Source organism: Acinetobacter bohemicus ANC 3994 (assembly GCF_000367925.1).
GTDB lineage: Bacteria > Pseudomonadota > Gammaproteobacteria > Pseudomonadales > Moraxellaceae > Acinetobacter > Acinetobacter bohemicus.
On the sequence record NZ_KB849175.1, the window covers coordinates 108,107 to 132,210 of the forward strand.

Consider the following 24,104-nt stretch of genomic DNA (forward strand, 5'->3'; position numbering starts at 1 on the left):
CAGAAACCTTACCTTTTTAAAATGGTTTTGCCTCGAACAGTTGCGGATGACGTTTCCGCGTATTGAATAACATCATAAATTTAAAAAATAAAAAAGCCAGTCAGTTTCTTAACTGACTGGCATTACTCTTTAATAAAGAGGGCTTTTTGCACTCGTTTCAACCATTAGCCTTTTACTTTTTCAATCCATTCAATTGAGCTGACCCGAAAAAGTTCACATGCCCCATCTCCAGTATCTGTGGGGGTTAAAGATGATGTCCAAACCAAATCTTTATCTTTAATTTCAACCAAATCGCCCTTTAAACGGACTAAATCACCACGTTTTACATTTTTAATTTGCTTGGCAATCGTTGGGTTTGCAGGAATGATATGCATATTCGACACCATCTGCATTGCTTGCTCTTTAGGCACAGGCAGACGATCAATTTTCCAATTCAAATAACGGTCATATTGATTGACAGAGATATGGCGTGCAATTTCAGGTTCAGCAAATAAGCCCCAACTGACCGCATAATCAATCGGCGAAAATTTTGCTTGTTCATCGTGGCTATAAATTTTCGACCCTAAAATACGAAAGTCCCCTTTAAAGGGTTGCAGCATTTTAAGCGATTGTTCTTTCGATATTGGCATCAAACCTTTAGAAATATTATGATCGACAGATGATGCACTGGCACTCACGTGTAGCATGCTGGTCGCAAGTAAAGCACTGAATAATAATTGCCGAGTCATCTCTATACCCTCAAAACGAATTTCTATCTTCTAGTTTTTATCTTAAGTGATGAAACTGAAATAACCATATCGACTTGGTAACAATAGAGATATATTCAGTCACTTTTTTGTCTTATTATTCGATCAGAATAGCCATTAAGCTGAGCATAGACACATAAAGAACAATCAACTGAATCATGATTTATAAATTTTATCAGCAACACATTTTTCCGCATTTACTCAATCAAGTGATGCAAACGCCCAGCCTCATGGATCAGCGTCGGCAACTGCTGTTGCCTATTGCGGGTGACGTATTAGAAATTGGCTTTGGGACAGGGGTGAATCTGCCTTTTTATCAAAATGTCGAAACACTGTATGCACTAGAACCGAATGCCGATCTTTATCAACTGGCGGCCAAACGCATCCATGAAAGTGCAATTCATGTCCAACACATTCAAGCCTATGCAGAAAAATTACCTTTTGCCGATGCCAGCCTTGATCATATTGTCAGTACATGGACTTTATGTAGCATTGAAAACTTAGCACAAGCTTTAATTGAAATGTATCGCGTGCTAAAACCAACTGGGACGTTACATCTAGTCGAACATGTTCAGTATCAGGACAATGCAAAACTTCAGCATTTACAAAACTTACTCACGCCCATTCAGAAACGTCTTGCCGATGGTTGTCATCTCAACCGTAATATTGAACAGGCATTACGCGATGCGCATTTCGAATTTACCGAGCAACATTATTTTGCTGCGCAAGGTATTCCTAAGCTTGCACAGCGCATGTTCTTTGCCCGTGCGCAAAAATGTAGCTGAGTAAAACTATTTTAAAATACTGAGCGAATGCACGCGCAAAATAGCGCAGTTTTGACGCTGTGCTGGGAAATTTTGACCGACGCTAAAAATGTGCTGTGCAGCAATTGAATTGACCTCAACCCAATCCCCAGTGAAGTAAACTCTTTGCCCAGTGCGAAGCTGACGTAATTGATCTGCCACACGCTCACTATTGGCAATAACACTGACATTTAGACTGTCGGCGTAAATATCCTCTGCACTTAAACGGGCTGTTGATTTGAGCTTGAATTGATAACAGCGTTGTTGTTGCTCAAATTCGACCTGTTTTAAGTTCAACTTATGGCTTAATTTTCCAGTTCCCAATAACAAGTCAATATTACTGAGATACGCCAAATCATTAAAACTTCCCACTACAGGTGATGCAGGATGTAAAGATCGTCTTGCTGGGCTGTAATAGCGTTTCTCTAGCAGCACATATTCACCTGAAAAATCATCCAGATGTTTAAGCTGAAAATTTTTCAATACTCCGACTTGTTGTAAATGCGGAATGGCACGAAAATAGGAAGACCATATCCAGATCATCAAAGCAAATAAAATGAAAGTGATGATGAGCTTATTCATTCGACCATCAATCTCGGTTTAATCATCAAAGTCGATGCGAATCGTTTCAAACCGTACTCGACCTTGGGCAATGGCTTGAGCAATCGCTTGCTGTCCTTTGGTCAATCGTGCGCCGCCACTTTTAATATCAATCAGCACCACTTCGATGTCCTCTGCCCGACCTTCACCATCACGAAAGTCGCTATAACCATCAAACACCACATAATCAACAGGATCACCTAAGAATTTGGCATCGCTGGGTAAGTATTGAAACTCAGGCATGATCGGCGCCAGTTGCTCCGCCATTTTTCCTTTTAATACTGCACGACTGGTATTCACACTACGCTTTTGTGCACTGACCAAAGCCTGTTGATGTTCCAATTCCAATTCCGCAATGTATTGCTCATACTCTGCTTTTACCCGTCCGTTACGAGTATTGCTTAAAATTAAGGTGGTTAAAACCACCCCAATACATGTACCAATCAGCATTGCCATCCAAATGGACATTATTTTTTCCTAATCTAAAAAAGTACTATCACATGAATTTTTAAGACTTTTGTCATGTGTCATATTCACGGCATCAAACAATGATATGCTAGGGTCGAGCAGAATAAAATCATCAGGGTCATGAAAACAATCTTAATTGCCAATCAAAAGGGTGGATGTGGGAAAACCATTACCGCGATTAATCTCGCTGCCGCTTTAGCACAAAAGGGTTATCGGGTTGCACTTGCCGATGCAGATAACCAAAAATCAACTTTACAATGGCTGAAACAGCGCCCTAAAGAAGCCCCGCCCATTCAAGACCTCGACTGGCGTCAAGGAAAATCCATTGGTGATGCACCGACCAATATAGAGTATCTCATTATTGATGCGCCCGGTGCGCTTTCAGGCGATCATGCCGAACAGCTGATCAGTGAAGCCCACACCATCATTACTCCCTTACAACCGTCATTTTTTGATATCGACAGTACGCGCCGTTTCTTAAAACATTTACAAGAAATTAAACGGATTCGTAAAGGCAAAGTACAAATTTTACTTTTGGCCAATCGGGTCAAAGCCAATAGCGCCAGTGCTAAAGATATTCAAGATTTTTTCAGCAAAATTGAACAACAACCGGTGGCTTGGATTTCGGAACGCACGGCTTATGGGCAATTGGCAATGCACGGCTTAACGGTGTTTGATAAAACGCAAAAAAATTATTTAGGCATGCAAAATCAGTGGCAACCGGTCTTAAATGCAATTATTGATGATCCAACCAAGTGGTTTTAGTGGATTAAAAGCATCTAAGGTCAGCCGCAGAAAACCAATGAGTTTATTCATTATTCACTAGAACTTACTCAGCTTTCATTTTCGATCGCTTTTTTTTCAGTTAAGATGGCATGGACCTTAGAAACAAATCAGTGAATGCAGTGCAACAGTACGCGCCAACATTACAAAAAGTATTATTATTTGGATTGTTTTTTATCCTCCTGTTTTTGAGTTTTAACGTTCTCAAATATTTTATTGTGCCTGTACTTTGGGCGGCCATTATTGCCTATATGACTTGGCCGTTGTATCACTCTATTCATCGCTGGTGTGGCTCACGCGCCACACTCAGTGCGACCATTATGATCAGCCTGATCATTTTACTGATTGGTATTCCACTGACCTTCGGTATTTTTATGCTGCAACATGAAGGTCGAAACTTATACTATGAATTGCAAAAACAAGTTTTTTCAGGTCATCTTAATGTGCCGCAATTTATTCGGGATTTGCCCTTTATTGGTAAGGAAATTAGCCGAACGCTGCATGACATTAATACTGACCCCAATAGTATTGTGCAAACGGTTTCAACATGGATTCAAGGTCATCTCAATTACGGTCGTTTCGTTTTAAATGAAATTGGTAAAAACATCGTTAAACTGTGTTTTGCCGTATTGTCGCTCTTCTTTTTTTACCGTGATGGTCAAACCATTCTCAATCAAGTCAGTAAAGCCTTGGAAATGATTATTGGCCCACGCGTACATCATTATTTAGACACCATTTCTGAAACCACCCGTGCCGTTGTTTATGGTGTAGGGCTAACAGCCGTTGCACAAGCAGGATTAGCCGGTTTAAGTTATTTCGTCGCAGGTGTACCCAACCCAATGGTCCTTACCATTGTGACATTCATCTTGGCACTGATTCCATTTGGAACCCCGCTGGCTTATGGGGCTGTCTCTTTATGGTTGTTCTCACAAGGTCAAACCATCGAAGCCATTGGCGTTATGACATGGGGAGTCTGTATTGTCAGTACCTCGGATAATGTGATCCGCCCCTTGGTCATTTCAGGTGCCACACAAATTCCATTTTTACTGATTATGTTCGGTGTATTGGGTGGTATTGCCAGTTTTGGTCTGGTCGGCTTATTTATTGGCCCTGTTATTCTTGCAGTTTTGCTGGCGATTTGGCGTGAATGGCTACATGAAACCAATGACTTTAATGCCCTCATGATGCCAAAATCGACACTGGCGTATGATCTTGATGACGAAGAAGACCCACCACCGAGTAACGATAAAAATTAAGCTAAAAGATTAGGCTTAAAGGTTAAGAAACTCATACATTCAAATACTTAATCAGCATTGAATTGTATCCTCTGCCTTGATTGAATGACCAAGGTCATTATAAAAGAAAAGGATGCAACTCAATGCCATCTTCACTGTTTAACTTTACAATACTCTGTGCCATAACTGGTCTTACAATGGCTGGCTGCGCCAACACCCCAATGTCCTCATCCAATAATCAACATCGGGTAATCGTTCATGCTGTGTCTGCTCAGGGTGTCGGTCAGGCTATTGGCAGTATTCAATTTAAAGACAGTCCAGCAGGTTTAGTGATTAACACCCACTTGTCTGATTTGCCACCCGGTCCTCATGGTTTCCATATTCATGAAAAAGGTTCATGTGACCCTGCCGAAAAAGATGGAAAAATGGGTGCAGCCATTGCCGCAGGTGGGCATTTTAATCCCAATCAAGCCCCTCATCACGGTACGCCAAAAACGGGGCATCTCGGTGATTTACCCATATTAAATGTTGATGCTAAAGGGCAAGCGAAAACCAGCTTAATTGCGCCGCGCTTAAAATTGGCAGACATTCATGGTTTAGCGGTGATGGTACATGCGGGTGGCGATAATTATGCCGATCAGCCTAAACCCTTAGGCGGTGGTGGAGAGCGCATTGCTTGTGGTCTGATTCAATAATCTTCTTTAACACGATTTAAGAAAGCAGGCTCCAGACTAATAGCAGTCAGTTAAGAAATTGACTGGTATTTTATTTTTAAATTCATGATTTTATTCGATACACGGAAATGTCATCCGCAACTGTTCGAGGCAAAACTATTTTTAAATAGTAAGGTTTCTGCGATTAATTAATCAATAAAAGGTATTTGACGAGTTTTGCGGATGACAAATGCCTTTGATTACTTTGGGCTTATCCAAAGTAATAAATGAGCTCCGAGTATTTGATTTAAAAACATAAGACTCCGTTGTGAATAACTAAAAAGCTAAGGACTTTATTTCTAAAACCCTTAACTGACTGGCATTAAGGCTCCAGACCTGCTTTTTGTTCAATTGGCTCGCTTATAACAAAGTTCCTTCAAGCACATAAATTGACAGCACAGTTAAAAAAGCTCACGCTATATGCATAATAATGAAACTTTAGAAAAATCGTGAATAGCCTAAAAGATCTACTGCAACGCTTTAAATCTAATTCCATTTTGATCTATTGCGTGCAAATTTTTATTGTTCTTAGCGGAACGACACTCGGTCTGCTTTTTTTAGATCATGAACCCTTAATTGTGCCGATCACTTTAGGGGTAATTGCAACGGCTCTGACCGATTTTGATGATCGCTTGAGTATTCGTCTACGCAATTTACTCTATGTCTGCATTTTGTTTTTTGCTGTCAGTGGTATTCTCGAATTTCTCTACCCTTATAAACTGCTGTTTATTTTGTATTTATCCCTGTCCAGTGCTGCTTTTATTTTAATGGGTGCATTGGGACAGCGTTATGCGACCATTTCTTTTGGTACAATTTTATTGTCTATTTACACTATGTTTGGACTGGGTGAATACAGCGAATGGTATCAACAGCCCAGCTATTTTGTGCTAGGTGCACTGTGGTATGGCTTAACTTCAATCATCTTTTATTTACTCAAACCTACTCAAGCACTACAAGACAATTTAGCCGCCAATTTTAATGCCATCGCAGACTTACTGCTGAGCAAAGCTCATCTATTTGACCCAGACAATAGCGATAATATTGAACCCTTGCTTTACCAACTTTCACTTAAAAACAGCCTGGTGGTACAAAGTTTAAATATGACCAAAGGTTCTTTATTAACCCGTTTAAAAGCCGCTCGCGCCAATAAAAATACCATTTACTGGCTCAATTTGTATTTTTTAGCACAAGACATTCATGAACAAGCCACATCCAATTATTTGCATTACGAAAAAATTCATCAAAATTTCAGCCGCACCGACCTCATTTTTCGCATTCAAAAAAATGTAAAACTGCATGCTTTATCCTGTCAGAAACTGGCACAAAATATTCTCAACCATCAGACCTACCAATCTGACCCACAAACAGATCTTGCAATTGCCAACTTAGAACACTCCATCCAACTATGGATTGCAGAAAACCCACATAATTTAGAAGTGAAAAACCTGCTGCTGATTTTGCGCAATTTAAAGAAAATTCAAGAACAATTTATTAACCTCAGTCGTGAACAGAATAATTATCGTCAAAACTATTTTCAGCATCAGGACAACTTAAACCTGTTGGATGACGATATTCACGATCTGCCAGATTTATGGCTCAAACTTAAACAGCACTTAACTCCGCAGTCTGCTCTGTTTCGCCATGCTGTCCGTATCGCCTTTGTTTTTGCCGTTGGTTATGCCATTTCATTATTGCCCTTTGCCAAACATGGTTACTGGATTTTACTCACCAGTCTATTTGTCTGTCAGATGAGTTACTTTGCCACCAAAAGCCGGCTAAAACTGCGTACTTTAGGCACAATATTAGGCGTGATTTTAGGTATCCCCGTTTTATATTTTGTACCCAGTATTGAAGGACAATTGGTGCTGACCATTATTTTTGGCGTATCTTTTTTCTATTTACGCTCGAAAAAATATGCCATGGCGACCCTGATGGCAACGCTCATGGTGTTACTGATTTTCAACTTAAAAGGTGCAGGTTATGCCATTATTTTACCGCGCATGATCGACACCCTTTTAGGTTGTTTCATTGCATGGTTTGCGGTCAGTTTTATTTGGCCCGATTGGAATTTTCGTGATATTTCCAACACCATCAAAAAAAGTAATCAGGCCACACTGGACTATTTCGATGCCGTGGTTCAACAATACCAGTCGGGTAAAAACAACAGTATTGATTATCGTAAAGCACGTCGTTCGGCCCATAATGCACAAATTGAACTGTCGAGCATGATTTCCAGTTTAACGACCGAACCGAACCCGAACCAAGCACTGATTCATTCCGCATTTCGCTATTTGGTTTATAGCCACAGTCAGTTGAGTTATGTCTCGGCTTTAGGCAGCCACCGTGAACAGGTACAAGACACACAAGTACTGGATTTAATGCGCTGGTGCAAAGACACTTTGTTCTCGGTACTGTTGCAACAACAGCCTTTAGCCGAAGATCAAGTTCAAGCGAAGCTAGAAGAAATTCAACAGATAAGCGCACAAGATAATTTATCCGAGGACGTATTATTGGTACTGAAACAGATTAGTTTATTATTGGAAACCTTGCCTGAATTGTTAAAGTTAAGAACGGCATTGTTTATACAGGAAATAAAATAATCCGAGTTAAACCGTTGGTTATAAATATTTGATATAAATAATAAATATAATTATTTTTCATTCACCAATGCGGCAATATTGAGTACACTCAGGGTTCATTCTCATTGATTTAAGCATGACCATGAATATCCAAACTTTACGTGTTGTCGGTCTTTTGGAAGGTCTTTCCTTTCTGCTGCTTTTATTCATCGCCATGCCGATGAAATATATGTTTGATAATCCAGTTTTAGTGAAATATGTCGGTATGGGGCACGGCGTACTTTTCATTCTGTTTTTAATTGTTTTATTTGCCGTTTGTGAAAAACAGAAATGGTCAATTACGATTTTTCTCATGGGTCTAGCTGCCTCTATTTTACCGTTTGGACCTTTTGTTTTTGATCGCAAATTAAAGCGCTTTGAACAACCCATCAGTGAATAAAAAAATATTTCCCTATCTTTAAATTCATGCGCCCTCTCCTACAATTTTTGAAGGAGAGGAACTCATTAAGTCAATGCGTTAAAACACGCCGCTTTGTTTACGTTCCTGTAGCACTTGTTTCAATATTGCCCGAGGGAAAGTAAACCACAGCGCAATCAAGACCAAACATGACACGCTATAACCAATTAAATGAAATTGTTCATATAGCACACGAACCAATTCAATAATAAAGAAGAAGCTAAACATCAACAGCATCGACACTGCTGCTGCCACAGTTCCTTTCGAAACTTCGGAAGACATGAGAGCAAAACGATAAAGTACCGAAAAACTAATGCCTTCACCAAAGCTCAGTAGCGTCATTCCTGCAATCAAGCACCAGATCAGATAATCCTGCCAAATTACCCCTGCAACTAAAACCAAACTTCCCAGCAACATAATGGGTAAACCAATCAGCACGGACTGACCCAAAGCCAATTTGTCGATAATTTTAATCAGCACAATATTGCCCAGAATTAAGCCACCCAGCACTGGAAATTGTGCCAAGCCATATTGCATGCTACTAAAACCCAATTCTTCCACCAACATGACGGGTGACAGCGCAATCCACAGCATTAACGGCATACTGACCATGGGCAGCGCCAAAGTCATGCCTAAAAAGCGTTTGTTTTTATAGACCTGTTTAAAGTCATACAAAATATGGCTGAGCGGCTGTTTTCGGATACTCACTTGGCTTTCTGGCATTTTAGCTTTTAAACCAAACCAACTTAAAAATGCCAAGAATGCGATACCAATAAAGCCCCAATGCCATGACACATGGTCAATCAGAAAGGCACCCACCACAGGCCCCAGTAATGGCGCAAGCAGTGAAATATTCGCCATAAGTGCCATGACCTTAATGGCATCACGTTCTTCAAAGGTTTCTTGAATTGCGGCATAACCGACGGCGGAAATCACCGTTAAGCCTATGCCTTGTAAAAAGCGTAGTGCTAAAAAGCTTTCAATATTCTGTGTCAGTAAAATGAGTAAGCAACAGACAACAAAAAACAATACGCCTGCCAGTAGAACTTTTTTTCGTCCTATGCGGTCAGACAATGGGCCGAGTAGCCATGCAACACATGCACCACCGAGTAAATAAAATGACATAGACGAGGGTGCCCAACTGCTACTCACACCAAACTCTTTGGTAATGGCAAGCATAGCGGGTTGGACTAAGTCGTTACCGATATAGACGGAAAATTCAAATAACACCAATGCCAATGGGAACATAAGCGTGGCACGGCTTAACGTTGTGGTTTTAACCTTTTGCATTGTTTTCTACATATCGTTATAGGCTTGTGGAGCTAAACACTATTTTTAGGGAGATAAGCGTCAGCCCAATGACAAGCACTGAGTTTTTAGAAATTGAGTTGGAAAAATACGCTTTAAAATAAGCGATTTAAAACACCGTTTTCACAAGGTGTCTGAGTAGATAAAAATAAATAATTGTGAGGTTTTATAACAGAGCCAAGTATGTTTTTTTGGCTCTATTCTTATAGTTTAGCAGACTTATAAAATTGCTTCTGTAAATTTAATTTCAGGATTTGGCTTAAATTGAAGCCATTTATTTTTCATCCAATGTTCGACTTTGTCTTTCCCTAGAATCGCTAGTAAATTATTAAGTAAAATGAACTTTGCTAACTTATCAAAATAATAAACTGTCACTCGTACATTTCGATCTATATCATCATTTAAGCTGAATAAATCTAAGATATAGTCCTTGTCTGAATAATCTAATGAATGACCCCAAATAGTAATTTTTAAATTTAATAGACCTTCCATTTCAATAGAACTTCTCACTCCCTTTTTATAGCGTTCATCATATTCTCGTTCAAAACTTTCCATTTTTCTGCGATGCTCAGAAATTCTAATTTTAAAAACATCTAAAAATAAATAATCGGTGTCTTTAAAAAGTTTTTGATGATATTTCGTAAAACCATATGCTTTTATTTTTTCCAGTGATTCATCTGATAAGTCTGAAACACCCAAAACAATATTTTGTTTCTCTACTGATGAACCATGCAAATAGTCCACTTCAACATTTTTATGAATTCGTTGATATGTGTTTGTATAATTGAATGAATAAATTTTATCTGGATCCAACCAACTTTCCGACTTGATTATAAATTGATTTTTTTCTTTTAAATTCTTTATAATTGTTTCCAAATAAAGATTAAATAATTGTATAAAATCTTCTAACTGTTCAGCTAGATAATCAATAAAGTAGCTGGGGCTAAAACCATTAGACCTGTTGGCACCATTACAAAATTTCTTATGAATATTAATAAAAATTCCCGTTGTAGTTTTAAATGGCTTTCCAGTTCGTAAATCTCTTGATAGAACTCTACTCATATGTTCTTTGACTGTTAGATGAAAGAAATTCAATGTGTTCAAATTTTTGTTATTAATTTTTGGTTTGGAATTATCGGTACCATTAAAATAATTTATTATTTCTTCCTCTGTTTCAATATTTTCAATCTCTTGAATTTTCTTTCCAACTAAAGTTAAAACGTTTTCAATTTTTTGCTCGAAATCAATCCATGTTTTTATTTCTTCAACATGATTTTTAAAATATTGATACCAACAATTAAGAGACAATCTATATTGAGCTTTAATAACATCTTGTGCAGAAAAGAGGATACTATCTGTCAAATAAAACTCTTTTGTTTTTTCTATAAAGTTGGGATCACGAGTTTTAGAAAACAATTCATCAAAATTCATCTGATGAGGTGGTTGTTCCATCCCTTCACGCTTCTGAAAGGTTTTATCTATCAAATTTAGCCATTCATCAATTTTCATTTCTTCTAAGTTTTTGGGTAAACCACCTGTATTTTTACCTTCGATCGCACTCATTACATCCATAAAATGGTCATACTTCGTCGGCAAATAATGCGACAAATCAAAACCGTTACCGACAATTAAAATATTCATTGTTATTATTTCCCCAAAACAAAAAAAGTGCATCAACCGATACACTTTTTATGAGGCTTTATCACTTAACTTTCAAGCAAAATCAAATATTTATTATGAGCAAATGGCTGTTTGAAAACTTCTTTTATTTTTACCACGGGCACATTGATAACTCGTCTTGGTTTCCTGCAACTCCCAATTATTTTCCACACGCTTAAAAACATAATCGGTACGAATCGCACTGACAGAATCATCCATTAAATTTGACTCAATCACTGCAATCTGTGCAGCCGTTGGCGATTCTACGCGATTAAATACCTGACGAATCGAAAGACTATTTTGATTTTTAACCAAATCAGGTTGTGCTTTTAACACCTGTTGCATTGGCATATCTGCACCAGTAAAACTGACTTTACTGGCTAATTTTTCAGTCGTTGCACAACCAGAAAGTACAGCTAAACACAAAGCAGAAATTGAAAATAAACGAATCATTAGTATATTCCCCAAAACAAAAAAGGCATCGCACCCATGATGCCATGCCTTCATTTTTCACACGATTAACTTTATGTAGTTATCCGCGCAACAAACTTATAAATCAAATAACTTACCCGGATTCATAATGCCTTTCGGGTCAAATACTTGTTTCAAAGCTTTCATGTATTCAATTTCTTGCGCAGTACGTGAATATTCCAAATATGGTTTTTTGGTCATGCCCACGCCATGTTCCGCAGAAATTGAACCATCATATTTTTTCACGGTTTCAAATACATATTTATTCACCACCTGACATTTGGCAAAAAATTCATCTTTACTTAAATCAGCAGGTTTTAAGATATTTAAATGCAAGTTACCGTCACCAATATGACCGAACCAACAAATATCAAAATCAGGATAATTTGCTTCTACAATTTCATCAATTTCTTTAATGAATGCAGGAACGTGAGTAATTAACACCGAAATGTCATTTTTGTATGGGGTAAATGGCGCGATTGATTCAGAAATGTCTTCACGCAAACGCCATAAGCTATGCACTTGGTCTAGGCTTTGGCTCATCACGCCATCTAGCACCCAGCCTTGTTCCATGCAATGCTCAAAGATTTCCATTGCCGCATCCATAATGGGTTCATATGGCGCTTCAAATTCAAGCAAGACATAAAAAGGACAAGCTGTTTCAAATGGACGTTGCACGTGACCATGATCCAACACTTTCTGCATCGCCAATTCACCGAAGAATTCAAATGCAGTTAAATCAATTTTGCTTTGAAATGCGTGCAGCACAGGCATAATCGCATCAAAGTCAGGTACACCCAATACCATCACTTGTAAATCATGTGGTTGACGCTCAAGTTTAATTTCAGCTTCAGTCACTAAACCTAAAGTGCCTTCACCGCCAATAAATAAGTGTTGTAACGCATAACCTGTGGCATTTTTAATCATGCCTTTGTTCAAGCGCAGCACATCACCTTTACCCGTCACAACGGTTAAACCTAGCACCCAGTTACGTGTCATGCCGTATTTAATCACTTTAATACCGCCGGCATTGGTGCCAATGTTACCGCCAATTTGCGATGAACCTGAAGATGCAAAATCAACCGGATAATACATGCCTTGTTGTTCAGCATAGTTTTGCAATTGTTCTGTCACCACACCTGCTTGTACACGTACCATACGATCTGCGGGGAAGAACTCAAGAATTTGGTTCATTTTGTCGAAGCTCACGACAATTTCACCAGCAGCTGCCACAGCACCCGCAGATAAACCTGTACGACCACCCGATGGGGTAATTGCAATATCAAACTGATTCGCCAGTTTTACAATCGCTTGCACTTGTTCTGTGCTGGATGGAAAAACGATGACAGATGGATTTGGATCGAAATGTTTAGTGTGGTCTCGACCCCAATTCTGGAGGCTGTCCGCATCGGTTTTAATGCGGTTTTCACCAACAATAGCTGTCAATTGGGTTAATAACTCAGGTGTTAAAGCGACTGGAGCATTCATCGTTTGCAGACCTAGCAAGAAATATACAAGTGGTGGATGGTCTATACAGCATTCATTTAAAAAAGAGGAATAAAAGAACACTGCCTAAGACTGGGCGTGAAGATAAAATCAACAGCATCACGGCGATGCTTTCACTGCACAGCATTATAAGACATTTTCTCTCGAAACCCTGCGAAAATAAGCTTTTTGATTATCGCACCTTAGAAATTACAGCTTTAGTTAGACCAAAATCTGCATTTCATAGTGTATCTATTGCAAAAATACCTATCCGTTGCGTCATAAAGGAAATGTATATAGACCCTTCTCGTATGTTATCATATCGCGACTAAATTTGGCCTTTGTAGCGGAGCCGTAATGAGCCAACATCTTTCTCTACCTAAAGATAAAATTCGTTTCTTGTTGTTAGAAGGCGTTCACCAAAACGCAATCGACACATTAAATGCTGCTGGATACACCAACATCGATTCCCGTAAAACTGCGCTTGAGGGTGAAGCGTTGAAAGAAGCGGTTAAAGATGCTCACTTCATCGGTATTCGTTCACGTACTCAGCTGACTGAAGAAGTATTTGAAGCAGCCAACAAGCTTATCGCTGTTGGCTGTTTTTGTATCGGTACCAACCAAGTTAATCTGAATGCTGCAATGATTCGTGGTATTCCAGTCTTTAACGCACCATACTCAAATACCCGTTCAGTAGCTGAACTGGTACTTGCTGAAGCAATTCTTTTACTTCGTGGTGTTCCTGCGAAATCTGCTTCTACTCACCGTGGTGGTTGGAATAAATCGGCAGTTGGTTCATTCGAAACGCGTGGCAAAACTTTAGGTATCGTGGGTTACGGCTCAATCGGTTCGCAACTTTCAGTTCTTGCTGAAAGCTTGGGTATGCACGTGATTTATTATGATGCAGTGACTAAATTACCGATGGGTAATGCACGTCAAGTCGGCTCTATGGCAGAACTTCTTGCCAATGCTGACGTTGTCTCTTTACACGTACCAGACGTACCATCAACGCGCAACTTCTTTGGCAAAAACCAATTTGCACAAATGAAAGAAGGTTCAATCTTCATCAATGCTGCACGCGGTACATGTGTCATCATTGAAGATCTTGCTGATGCGATTAAATCGGGTCACATTGCCGGTGCAGCAGTTGACGTATTCCCGAAAGAACCAAAAGCAAACGGTGAAGAATTTGTTTCTCCACTACGCGGCTTAGACAACGTGATTTTAACCCCTCACGTAGGTGGTTCTACCATGGAAGCGCAAGCAAACATCGGTCTAGAAGTGGCAGAGAAATTTGTTGCTTACTCAGATAAAGGCATGACTTTATCTGCGGTGAACTTCCCAGAAATTGCTTTGCCGTTGACTGAAGGTAAACACCGTTTACTGCACATTCACAAAAATATTCCTGGCGTTCTTTCTAAAATCAACAACTTGTTTGCTGAACACGGCATCAACATCTCTGGTCAATCATTAATGACCAAAGGTGACGTTGGTTACTTAGTGATGGACGTTGACGCAACTGCTTCTAAAGAAGCGTTGGATACTCTTCAAGACGTTGAAGGAACTATCCGCGTTCGCGTATTGTTCTAATTTCATTTAGAACGTGAAACCACAGCATTCGTGCTGTGGTTTTTTATTTTGAACATTTAAAAGCAGCATTGAAGAAAAGATCAGTTCCGTCATGACACACTGTGCAGTTCTGCTACGGAAAATAAATAGGCAATTCTCCGAATACAAAAATGTGTTCTGAATTTTTAGACGTGTTCTAAACGCTTATGTGCAAAAGTTTTCAGTCATTTTAGCGTTGATTGCTCATCTCCCGCTATTCGAGTAATCGAAACGAATTTAGTTATAGAAATGAATGCCGAATTTTAAAAATACGCCACATGCTCAAGCTTTAATTTTATTGTTTATTGCCATGATCAGTATGCAAAGCAGCGGCTCGCTGGCCAAAATTCTGTTCGGTCAGTTTCCGGTACTGACCGTTTCAGTCATGCGCCTATTATTAGGCTCTCTTATTCTGGCCATGATTTTTAAAATTTGGCACATCAATTTTAAACACGTGAACTGGCGTGCCATTAGCAGCTATGGCATTGCTCTGGCTGGTATGAATGCCATGTTCTATTTGTCTATTGAGCGCCTCCCTCTCGGGATTGCTGTTTCTTTTGAGTTCATTGGTCCACTTGGCGTGGCACTGTATTATGCACGGCAAAGATACGATTTCATTTGGGTTGGACTGGCCATTTTAGGCTTGGTTTTACTGTTTCCATTCGATCAAAGTTCACAAAGCCTAGACCCGATTGGCATTGCCTTTGCCTTAGCTGCGGGTGCATGTTGGGCGATGTATATTATCTTTGGGCAAAAACCTTCAGGGATTTCAGGCAATCATACTGTGTGCTTAGGCATGTTTATTGGCATGTTGTGCTTAATGCCCGTTGCACTCTTTTCAGGGATTCCAAGCACTGTTTTTGAACCTTCAAATTTTATCTATTTTATTGCCTTAGCCATACTGGCAAGTGCATTGCCGTTTTCTTTGGAAATGATGGCACTGCGCCGTTTAAGCCCTTTTATTTTTGGTACATTGACCAGTTTAGAGCCTGCCATTGCAGCCCTTTCAGGTTTTATCGTGTTACATGAACAATTGCTCTGGACACAGTGGCTAGCGCTGATGGTCATTATTGCCGCCTCAGTGGGTTGCACCTATACCACACATCAGGCCAAGCAAAAAATAGAAGCCAAGTTAAAGCAATAAAAAAAACCACACCGAAGTGTGGTTTTATAAAACTTACTGCGGCATATCATACCAACAGTATTTATTCATATTTTGCTCTGAATATTCAGGATAATCAGTATCTCCTTTCCATGGTTCGCACCAGTCAGTCGCATTAAAATCAAACTGAATCAGGGTTGAGTCCATAGCAACCTCGACTTGTTTACGATTTTCGAGCCCATTGCGATAGATATACGCCTTCGCATTGATCCACAGACTATCAACAGATTCTGCTGGTGGTATTGGCAAATACACTTTGACCTTTTTATCCAATGGAATGGTAAAACTCTTCAAAAAACTGCCATTCAGATTATTAACTTTAGACGAAAAATATCCGTCTAATCGAACCTGACAGAAAAACACTGGGTCTGGTGATTTACACAGAAGCTCATAAACGGTTTTATCAAATAACTTTTCAGAGGTTGAAAGAATGATTTTAACCTCACCTGTTAGCCCTGAAACTTGATTACCTTTATATTGATACACAGAAGATAGCGTTTCATAAGGTGCAGACGTTGCTTCCCAATTCAGCTGAGCTACATTTTGAAGCCCTGTCAGAACATTGCCGCCTTCTTTAGGAAGCGAAAAATCAATCCCTCCGTTCAGCTTGCCTGAACAGGCAACAGCAGTACCATTTGCCAACTCACATTTGACAAAATTCTTTGTAGTCGGAGCACCCAAGTCAATAATGACATTGCCCGATGTTCCAGAGGTTTTTTCACCAATTAAAGTCCCTGTTATATCTTTTGCAGTCCAATCAATTGAACCTTCAGATGGCATATTAATAATGGTTGTACCTTGTGCCGAAATAGAATTGACCTTGGTTAGAGCAGAACCATCTTTCAATTTAACTTTTGCAGTAATATGACAAGGGACTGCAACGGAAGCCGACTGACACTGGACAAAGACCGAACCTGCATTTTCAAATTTAAAATCCCAGTTCCAAGTTGAAAAATGTGAAACCGTTGCATGTACAGCTAGACCTGTTGTCGATGAAAGTGAAGCGACCACTTGCCCCACACCCTCTTCTATCCAAAGTCCTTTAGCTTCATCAAAGTGCCACATTGGAATATTTGATCCAACCAGCAACTTCTGATTATTAATACTCGCTACTGGTAAATCCATTTGAATATCTGCTGTTTTACCCGCAGCCAATTGTAGTTCTTGACCCGCTGCATTGGTAAATGTGGCAGTGATCATTCCAGCACTGATTAAGTTTACAATATTGCCCTGTGCATCTCGTGCTACACCATTGGCTGGCATCGCATTTAAGTCTGCTGCCGTAATATCCCATGGGGTAAATGCCACAGTGACCGCACCTGTAGCGGGCTGACCATTTGGCAATACAAAAGCATTTTCAGGAATCGTAATCTGGGCATTTTGATATACAGATTGAATGACCTGTGCTTCTTCAATTTTAGCGATCGAAACAGTCTGTTTAACATTCAGTAAATTTGCTGAAAGCTGTTCCAGTTGCCCAGCTTCAATCCGCAAAGACTGGCTAATAAAACCGTCTTTTTTAACAACCACCACAACATGGGTTGCTGATTTTGGAATCTGTACCGTAAAAGCAGCCTTCCCAAAACCATCTGTCTTAAATGTTTGACCTGCGATCACAATTTCAGCAGCGGCAAGCGCATTGCCATTGGATGAAAGAATTAAAGCTGATACATTTTTTTGTAGCATTGCTTCTTCATTTACAGGTTTCGTTTCCGATTCACTATCAGAACCACACCCTGCCAATGACATTCCCAAAAGACAAGCGAAGGCAATGTTTTTTAATTTTATGGATGATGTAATCATTATTCTTCCAAAGTTAAGTACAAAAAAATACGCACTATTATTATATTTTTGATTTTGAATAACAAATTCAGAGTAACATTCATTTAATAGTGATCATTTTCCATCGAAAGATGTGAGCCCAGCTTTTTTTATGATTGCTATAATAGAAATACTTTCTCAAACTGGTCTACCTTGACAGGTTGTCGCGCGGAGCATATGTCCAATACCCAACTTACTGCTGTGTTATACATGGTTTTATCCATGGTGGCGTATCAGATCAGTGCCTCATTTGCCAAACAACTGATTGAAGTCCTCGACCCACTGACCGTCGTGACCCTTCGGCTTAGTTTTGCTTCTATATTGATTGTACTGATGTTCCGTTCTTGGAAAATTATCAAACGCTTACCCTATCTAAAATGGAAGGACTTATTATTTTATAGTGGGTCAGTCTGTTTGATGAATGTGCTGTTTTACGCTTCTTTGGGCAAACTACCACAAGGCATTGCTGTCGGTCTGGAATTCTTAGGCCCGCTGACTTTGGCATTACTTTCCATTAAGCGAAAAAGTGATTACATCTGGGTTGGCTTAGCTATTTTAGGTGTGGCGCTGATGGTGCCTTGGCAAGATGCCAATCAACATAACTTCTCCTATTTAGGTGCTGCTTTTGCATTAGGTGCGGGTGTTTGCTGGGCCATCTATATTTATTTTGGCCAACGTGTAGTACGCCAGAATATTGGTATGCATGCGCTCAGCATCGCCATTGTCTTATCCACGATGGTGATGTTACCCATCAGTGTGATACACAGCCCAACAGCATTGGTGCAATTTCAATATTGGCCACAGGCTTTAATGATTGCACTCTTGGCGACAGCAATTCCTTATGCGCTGGACCTCATGGCATTAAAACGCTTAACTAAACTGAGCTATGGCACACTGTCCAGTTTATCGCCTGCACTAGCGGCTTTGGCAGGTTGGTTATTATTAAAAGAACACATTAGCCTGCTACAAAGTATTGCTTTGCTGTGTATTATGATTGCCTCGGTGGGTGTGACCTTTCGATCAGGTCAAAAAGCCACATAAAGCGGGTTCTCCCCCGCTTTATGTCATTGTAACATCAAGTCAAACTGTCTTTATCTGCCTTTTTATACTTTTTATATTCAGCTAAATATTGCTGAGCAAGACTTTCTTTCTGCTCAGCAGAGAGTATTTTACCGGCTTGCTGGAAAAAACCATGTTCTTCTTCCTGTAAATGATGATGCACCGTATCAAACAACTTCTTTGCAACTGCAAGCCAACTGGGATTACTCAACTCCATTTCAGTGAGCTGCTCCAACAACTCATCCATTTTATGGTGTTCCGCTAGTGCATGCCGAGTGATGTTTAAACCTGAATCGGTCATCATTAAAGGAATATAAAAATAACGATCTTCGCCTACTGCATGAGCAAAAAGTTCATTTTTGAGTAACTCAAACAATGCTCGACGCTCTTTACTATCACCAGATGTTTTTATTAATTTCTCAGATAAATATCTTTGTTTTTCATGGCTTTCACGTAATGCTTCAAATATATTCATGATACTAATCACCTTTGGCTATGGGCTATATGATCGTGACCAACACATATAAAAATGAGCCCCATAAGGGACTCTTATTTTTAAGCAACAATACGCAAAGACACTGTTAATTTTTGTGCATTTTGCTCTTAACTTGGAAAAAGCATTTGATAGCTTAAGCGTAGAATCAGCACTGAAACCAAAATCAAAAACAAAATACGAATAAAACCACTACCGTATTTTAACGCCATTTTCACCCCAACCAATGAACCTGCAACATTGGCTACAGCCATCATTAAGCCTAAACTAAACAGCACATGACCAGTTGGAATAAAGAAACTTAAAGCGGCAAAATTGGTCATAAAATTGCCAATTTTAGACAATGCCGAGGCATGTAAAAAATCGACTTTTAAATAACGGATAAAATAAAAAATAAAGAAGCTACCGGTACCTGGGCCAAAAATGCCGTCGTAAAAACCAATGATCACACCACCCACACCCGCCAAAACTAATGTTTTAGTGGTGATACTTTGTTGAAAGTGGACTTGACCAAATTGCTTCTTCATAAAAGTATAAATGGCAATCACGATCAGCATAAACAACACAAAAGGTTTTAAAACCGCCTGTGGAATCATCGAAACACAGGCTGCTCCGCCAAAGGAACTGATAAATGCGGTGACAGCAATTACAGCCAATAACTTCCATTGCAGTTTAACTTGACGTAAATAGGAAAATGCCGCTGAAGCTGTACCACAAATCGAAGCCAGTTTATTGGTGCCAAAAACCGTTGCCGTTGCATAGTTTGGCAGTGCCCCCATAAGTGCAGGAATTTGAATTAAACCGCCACCACCTACCGCCGCATCGATCGCACCTGCACAAAATGCGAAAAAAATCAGGCTGATGATAATCTCGATGTCCATATGATTTTATCGCTTGCTTAAAAAATGATTAAAGAGTAATTAGAGATTTAAAACACGTTTCGGGACTAAACGCTTTTTGTCGGTAATTTCCGCTAAACCTAGACATTTCTCGCCATCAAAGACCAAAACTTCAGTTTCTGCGGCATGCTCAATATTACTTTCCATACCACGACTAAAATATTCAGCACGCCCTTGGGGAACTTGCACTCGGGTAAAATGATCGACTGGCGCAAAAACTGGCAACAACAAAGCATCACGTTCAAATTCAGTTAAGCTTTCTAAATATTCAATGGTATAACTTGGAATCAGGTCAAATTGCCCTGTTTTAATTCGGTGCAAATAAGTTAAATGCCCAAACGTGTTTAAAGCTTTGGCAATATCTTCACCCAATACACGAATATACGTTCCCTTAGAACAGGTCACATCTAAGGTCAGGCTATTTTCAGTAAAAGACAATAACTCAAGTGCCTCAATGGTAATTGGACGTGCTTCGCGTTCAATTTCAATGCCCTTACGCGCCAATTCATACAATGGACGACCTTCTTTTTTTAAGGCAGAGTACATCGGTGGAACTTGCTGAATATCACCCACAAACGTGGCCAAAACCTGTTCAATTTTTGCTTGAGTCAACTCAGGAACGGCTTGCTCGAATAACACATCACCTTCAACATCACCCGTGGTGGTGCTATGCCCTAAATGAATGGTGGTTTGGTAGCGCTTGGTTGAATCCAATAAATAATGTGAAAATTTAGTCGCTTCACCCAGACAAATTGGTAACAAACCTGAAGCTAAAGGATCTAAAGCTCCAGTATGTCCGCCTTTTTCAGCTCGATATAACCAGCGAACGCGCTGCAATGCAGCATTAGAACTAATACCCAAAGGCTTGTTAAGTAAAAATACACCACTCAGATGCCGGCGTTGAATTTTAGGTGAAGTCTTTTTCATAGCGAAAATCAAACAAGTTCAAACGAATGACATGGTAACAACCGCTTATCAGGATTTACAACTTTTCTACTATGTATTTGCACATTTAATGGCAAATTGAATTCTATTTTAGACTTAATAAAAACAGCAATAAAAGGTTGCATAGGACATGCAGAAATATAAGCTCTGGGTCATTTTGGCTCTTATTGTATTGTGTATCGGTGCAGTATTATTTTGGTTAGCACCTTCTCAATCCAGTGCAGACCCAACAAGTTCAGCACAAGCCATTGCTACACAAGGGAATTTTTTAACAGCAAACCATTCCATAAAATCAGTTCAAGGGAAGGCCTTTGTCGGTAAAAGCCAGCAAGACACTGAAATTAACTGTCAGTTGCGCTTAGATCAGACCAATCGTTTAATTGTAAATGAAAAAACACGTAACTGTTTTGAATACTTTATTACTCAATATGGTGAAAAAGACCTCAAGCAAATTAAAATGGACTTTAAAACCTATATTGAACAAAGCTATCAAGAGCCTGCCCGAGCGCAAATTTTAGATTTATGGAATCGCTATATGGATTACCGCGAAAAACTCGGTCATCTAGCAGCGCCCAATATTGATAAAGATGATGCCAAATACTATCAAAGCATATTTGCCGATATGAAGAATTTGCGCAAACAGCTTTTCTCTAACTACGAAATTGAAGGTTTATTTGGTACTGAAGATACTTACCATGAATACACGTTAAATCGTATGAGCATTCTGGATGACAAAAACTTAACTGAAGCACAAAAGGCAGAAAAATTAAAAAATCTATTCAATCAACTGCCTGAAGATTGGAAAGAAAACTTAAAACAACTCAATAAACTCGAAGATTTAAGAAAGCTCACCACAGACATTAAAGCACGTGGCGGTTCTGCTGAAGAAATTCATCAAATGCGAACCAATTTGGTCGGACCTGAAGTCACCCAACGTTTAGAAACTTTGGATACAGAGCGCAATGATTGGAAAAACAAAGTCAATGGTTATCTAAATGAACGTGACAGCGTGATGAAAAGTGGCATGAGTGAGGATGCGAAACAAAAAGCGGTGCAACAATTACGTCAACAGCATTTTAACAAATCAGAAGAACAACTTCGGGTCAGTACCTTTGAATCAATCCATGATCAAGGTGGAAAACTGCCTTTTTCTGAATAAGGATGCATACATTAAAACGATATTTTCAGGATGAAAATAAACTGCTAAATAACAAAAAATAAGGATATGAGAAAAAGGCTTTAAGAACTTTAAGAAAGTGCAAAAACACAATTGATCAATACAGGAGGCTTATTTTTTCTTTCGCTAGACCCAAAATATTAAAAAAATTTAACAAAGGATCGGTTATGAAAATTTTAACGACAAAAACCAAAGCAGTAACCTTTGCCGTGATGGCAACCCTTTCTATGGGACTGACTGCTGAAACTCAAGCTGCAGAAGGCATTTTACAAGTAAAAGAAACGGTAAAATCTGACTATGCGAAGACCAAATATCCCATTGTGATGACGCATGGTATGTTTGGCTTTACCCGCCTAGGAACCTCTGCATTTGGTATGGATTATTTCTACCAAGTATTACCCGATTTAGCGCGGAATGGCGCGACGGTCTTTGCGACTCAGGTTTCCCCTTTAGAGTCCACTGAAGTACGCGGTGAACAACTGCTTGCTCAAGTGGAAGAAATTCGTGCCCTGACAGGTAAAAATAAAGTCAATTTACTTGGACATAGCCACGGGGGGCCAACGGTACGTTATATTGCCGCAATTCGACCCGATATTGTTGCTTCAGTTACAGGTGTTGCTGGAACTTTTCGCGGTTCTAAAGTCGCTGATGATATTTTAGCAAATCAGGGCACATCTACCCTTGCTGACTTTTTCGGGGGGAAATTACTTGCGCCCATTATTACCTGGGCTGAAGGCAACTCTAGCTTACCCATCAATACCACAGCTTCATTAATTTCAATTAGTGAAAAAGGCTCAGCCCAGTTCAATCAAAAGTTTCCAACAGCGGCTCTAGCGGCAAATTGTAATACTTCAGGTGCAAACCTTGAAAAGGGCATCCGTTACTATTCTTGGACAGGTAAAGCACAAATCACCAATATATTGGATGTGCTTGATTCTGTCATTTCACAACTGGCGCCTCTCTCTTATGGAAATTTCGACAACGATGGTTTAGTCAATCGTTGCAACGCCCATTTGGGACAAGTCATCCGTGACAACTATCACCATAATCACTTAGATGAAGTTAATATGATCTTTGGCTTACGCGATATTTTCTCACCTGATCCGGTTTCCTTATATCGTCAACATGCCAACCGCTTAAAACTGCAAGGTTTATAAAATTCATCGATATTGAAGACATAAAAAATGCGCCATCAGGCGCATTTTTTGACTCGTATAAAACTTAAAATTAAGCTTTAACTTTACGAGCTGGTAATTTTTCACGGATACGTGCAGCTTTACCAGACAATTCGCGTAGGTAGTAAAGTTTAGCACGACGAACGTCACCACGACGTTTCACTTCAACTTTAGCTACGATTGGAGAATGTGTTTGGAATACACGTTCAACACCAACACCGCTAGAAATTTTACGTACTGTGAACGCAGAGTTCAAGCCACGATTTTTCTTAGCAATTACAACGCCTTCAAATGCCTGAAGACGCTCACGCTCACCTTCTTTTACTTTTACAGAAACAATAACAGTATCACCAGGTGCAAAAGCAGGGATATCTGATTTTAACTGTGCATTTTCAATAATTTGAACTAAAGGATGCTTACCACTCATGTGGGTATCTCCAATATGTGCGGGACAGAAG

23 protein-coding genes are annotated in these 24,104 nt (G+C 39.5%); 11 read left to right on the forward strand and 12 right to left on the reverse strand.

What is annotated here, in order from left to right; genetic code table 11:
• Window positions 1–164: 164 nt before the first annotated feature.
• On the reverse strand, window positions 165–728 hold the full coding sequence (locus F994_RS10990) for a hypothetical protein (RefSeq protein WP_004650539.1): 564 nt from the start codon (window positions 726–728) through the stop codon (window positions 165–167).
• Between the two features lie 176 nt (window positions 729–904).
• Between F994_RS10990 and F994_RS10995 the strand changes: the two genes are divergently transcribed.
• On the forward strand, window positions 905–1,531 hold the full coding sequence (locus F994_RS10995) for a class I SAM-dependent methyltransferase (RefSeq protein WP_004650541.1): 627 nt from the start codon (window positions 905–907) through the stop codon (window positions 1,529–1,531).
• Between the two features lie 6 nt (window positions 1,532–1,537).
• Here the strand turns inward: F994_RS10995 and F994_RS11000 are convergent, their stop codons facing one another.
• Window positions 1,538–2,131 (reverse strand): hypothetical protein, encoded by a 594-nt coding sequence (locus F994_RS11000; RefSeq protein WP_004650542.1) that lies wholly within the window; start codon window positions 2,129–2,131, stop codon window positions 1,538–1,540.
• 18 nt (window positions 2,132–2,149) lie between these two features.
• Window positions 2,150–2,617 (reverse strand): Holliday junction resolvase-like protein, encoded by a 468-nt coding sequence (locus tag F994_RS11005; protein WP_004650543.1) that lies wholly within the window; start codon window positions 2,615–2,617, stop codon window positions 2,150–2,152.
• Between the two features lie 120 nt (window positions 2,618–2,737).
• On the opposite strand from F994_RS11005, the gene F994_RS11010 reads away from it, so the two are divergent.
• The 5 genes from F994_RS11010 to F994_RS11030 all read left to right on the forward strand — a co-directional run bounded on the left by F994_RS11010 (window position 2,738) and on the right by F994_RS11030 (window position 8,366).
• Complete coding sequence (locus tag F994_RS11010) at window positions 2,738–3,382, forward strand: ParA family protein (protein ID WP_004650544.1); 645 nt, start codon at window positions 2,738–2,740, stop codon at window positions 3,380–3,382.
• A gap of 140 nt (window positions 3,383–3,522) precedes the next feature.
• A complete protein-coding gene (locus tag F994_RS11015) occupies window positions 3,523–4,656 on the forward strand; it encodes an AI-2E family transporter (RefSeq protein ID WP_167555809.1) in 1,134 nt (377 codons plus the stop codon).
• 122 nt (window positions 4,657–4,778) lie between these two features.
• On the forward strand, window positions 4,779–5,330 hold the full coding sequence (gene sodC / locus F994_RS11020) for a superoxide dismutase family protein (RefSeq protein WP_004650547.1): 552 nt from the start codon (window positions 4,779–4,781) through the stop codon (window positions 5,328–5,330).
• A gap of 467 nt (window positions 5,331–5,797) precedes the next feature.
• The gene (yccS, locus tag F994_RS11025; RefSeq protein WP_004650548.1) at window positions 5,798–7,948 is read left to right on the forward strand and encodes a YccS family putative transporter; all 2,151 of its coding nucleotides are present in this window, start codon (window positions 5,798–5,800) and stop codon (window positions 7,946–7,948) included.
• A 121-nt stretch (window positions 7,949–8,069) separates the two neighbouring features.
• Complete coding sequence (locus F994_RS11030) at window positions 8,070–8,366, forward strand: DUF3817 domain-containing protein (RefSeq protein ID WP_034697156.1); 297 nt, start codon at window positions 8,070–8,072, stop codon at window positions 8,364–8,366.
• A 78-nt stretch (window positions 8,367–8,444) separates the two neighbouring features.
• On the opposite strand, the gene craA is transcribed toward F994_RS11030, so the two are convergent.
• From craA to F994_RS11050, 4 genes are all read right to left on the reverse strand, one after another.
• Window positions 8,445–9,674 (reverse strand): chloramphenicol efflux MFS transporter CraA, encoded by a 1,230-nt coding sequence (craA, locus tag F994_RS11035; protein WP_004650550.1) that lies wholly within the window; start codon window positions 9,672–9,674, stop codon window positions 8,445–8,447.
• A gap of 237 nt (window positions 9,675–9,911) precedes the next feature.
• On the reverse strand, window positions 9,912–11,333 hold the full coding sequence (locus tag F994_RS11040; RefSeq protein WP_004650551.1) for an AbiH family protein: 1,422 nt from the start codon (window positions 11,331–11,333) through the stop codon (window positions 9,912–9,914).
• 93 nt (window positions 11,334–11,426) lie between these two features.
• Window positions 11,427–11,804, reverse strand: a complete 378-nt coding sequence (locus tag F994_RS11045) for a hypothetical protein (protein WP_004650552.1) — start codon at window positions 11,802–11,804, stop codon at window positions 11,427–11,429.
• Window positions 11,805–11,900: 96 nt separating this feature from the next.
• Window positions 11,901–13,310 (reverse strand): FAD-binding oxidoreductase, encoded by a 1,410-nt coding sequence (locus F994_RS11050; protein ID WP_004650553.1) that lies wholly within the window; start codon window positions 13,308–13,310, stop codon window positions 11,901–11,903.
• Between the two features lie 354 nt (window positions 13,311–13,664).
• Between F994_RS11050 and serA the strand changes: the two genes are divergently transcribed.
• Window positions 13,665–14,897 carry a phosphoglycerate dehydrogenase gene (gene serA, locus F994_RS11055; RefSeq protein ID WP_004650554.1) on the forward strand — a complete coding sequence of 411 codons (1,233 nt, stop codon included), beginning with the start codon at window positions 13,665–13,667 and terminating at the stop codon, window positions 14,895–14,897.
• 271 nt (window positions 14,898–15,168) lie between these two features.
• Complete coding sequence (locus F994_RS11060; protein WP_004650555.1) at window positions 15,169–16,059, forward strand: EamA family transporter; 891 nt, start codon at window positions 15,169–15,171, stop codon at window positions 16,057–16,059.
• A gap of 33 nt (window positions 16,060–16,092) precedes the next feature.
• On the opposite strand, the gene F994_RS11065 is transcribed toward F994_RS11060, so the two are convergent.
• On the reverse strand, window positions 16,093–17,880 hold the full coding sequence (locus F994_RS11065; protein WP_004650556.1) for an astroprincin family protein: 1,788 nt from the start codon (window positions 17,878–17,880) through the stop codon (window positions 16,093–16,095).
• 195 nt (window positions 17,881–18,075) lie between these two features.
• Here F994_RS11065 and F994_RS11070 point away from each other — a divergent pair, with 195 nt between their 5' ends.
• Window positions 18,076–18,939 carry an EamA family transporter gene (locus tag F994_RS11070; protein WP_004650558.1) on the forward strand — a complete coding sequence of 288 codons (864 nt, stop codon included), beginning with the start codon at window positions 18,076–18,078 and terminating at the stop codon, window positions 18,937–18,939.
• Between the two features lie 34 nt (window positions 18,940–18,973).
• Here F994_RS11070 and F994_RS11075 read toward each other — a convergent pair whose 3' ends face one another.
• From F994_RS11075 to truB, 3 genes are all read right to left on the reverse strand, one after another.
• The gene (locus tag F994_RS11075) at window positions 18,974–19,432 is read right to left on the reverse strand and encodes a hemerythrin domain-containing protein (protein WP_004650559.1); all 459 of its coding nucleotides are present in this window, start codon (window positions 19,430–19,432) and stop codon (window positions 18,974–18,976) included.
• Window positions 19,433–19,560: 128 nt separating this feature from the next.
• Entirely contained in the window at window positions 19,561–20,331 is a 771-nt protein-coding gene (locus tag F994_RS11080; RefSeq protein WP_004650560.1) for a sulfite exporter TauE/SafE family protein, read from the reverse strand.
• Window positions 20,332–20,370: 39 nt separating this feature from the next.
• The gene (gene truB / locus F994_RS11085; RefSeq protein WP_004650561.1) at window positions 20,371–21,276 is read right to left on the reverse strand and encodes a tRNA pseudouridine(55) synthase TruB; all 906 of its coding nucleotides are present in this window, start codon (window positions 21,274–21,276) and stop codon (window positions 20,371–20,373) included.
• Window positions 21,277–21,424: 148 nt separating this feature from the next.
• On the opposite strand from truB, the gene F994_RS11090 reads away from it, so the two are divergent.
• Complete coding sequence (locus F994_RS11090; RefSeq protein WP_004650562.1) at window positions 21,425–22,453, forward strand: lipase secretion chaperone; 1,029 nt, start codon at window positions 21,425–21,427, stop codon at window positions 22,451–22,453.
• Between the two features lie 185 nt (window positions 22,454–22,638).
• The gene (locus tag F994_RS11095) at window positions 22,639–23,628 is read left to right on the forward strand and encodes a lipase family alpha/beta hydrolase (RefSeq protein WP_004650563.1); all 990 of its coding nucleotides are present in this window, start codon (window positions 22,639–22,641) and stop codon (window positions 23,626–23,628) included.
• A 70-nt stretch (window positions 23,629–23,698) separates the two neighbouring features.
• On the opposite strand, the gene rplS is transcribed toward F994_RS11095, so the two are convergent.
• Window positions 23,699–24,073 (reverse strand): 50S ribosomal protein L19, encoded by a 375-nt coding sequence (gene rplS, locus F994_RS11100; protein ID WP_004650564.1) that lies wholly within the window; start codon window positions 24,071–24,073, stop codon window positions 23,699–23,701.
• Window positions 24,074–24,104 lie beyond the last annotated feature (31 nt).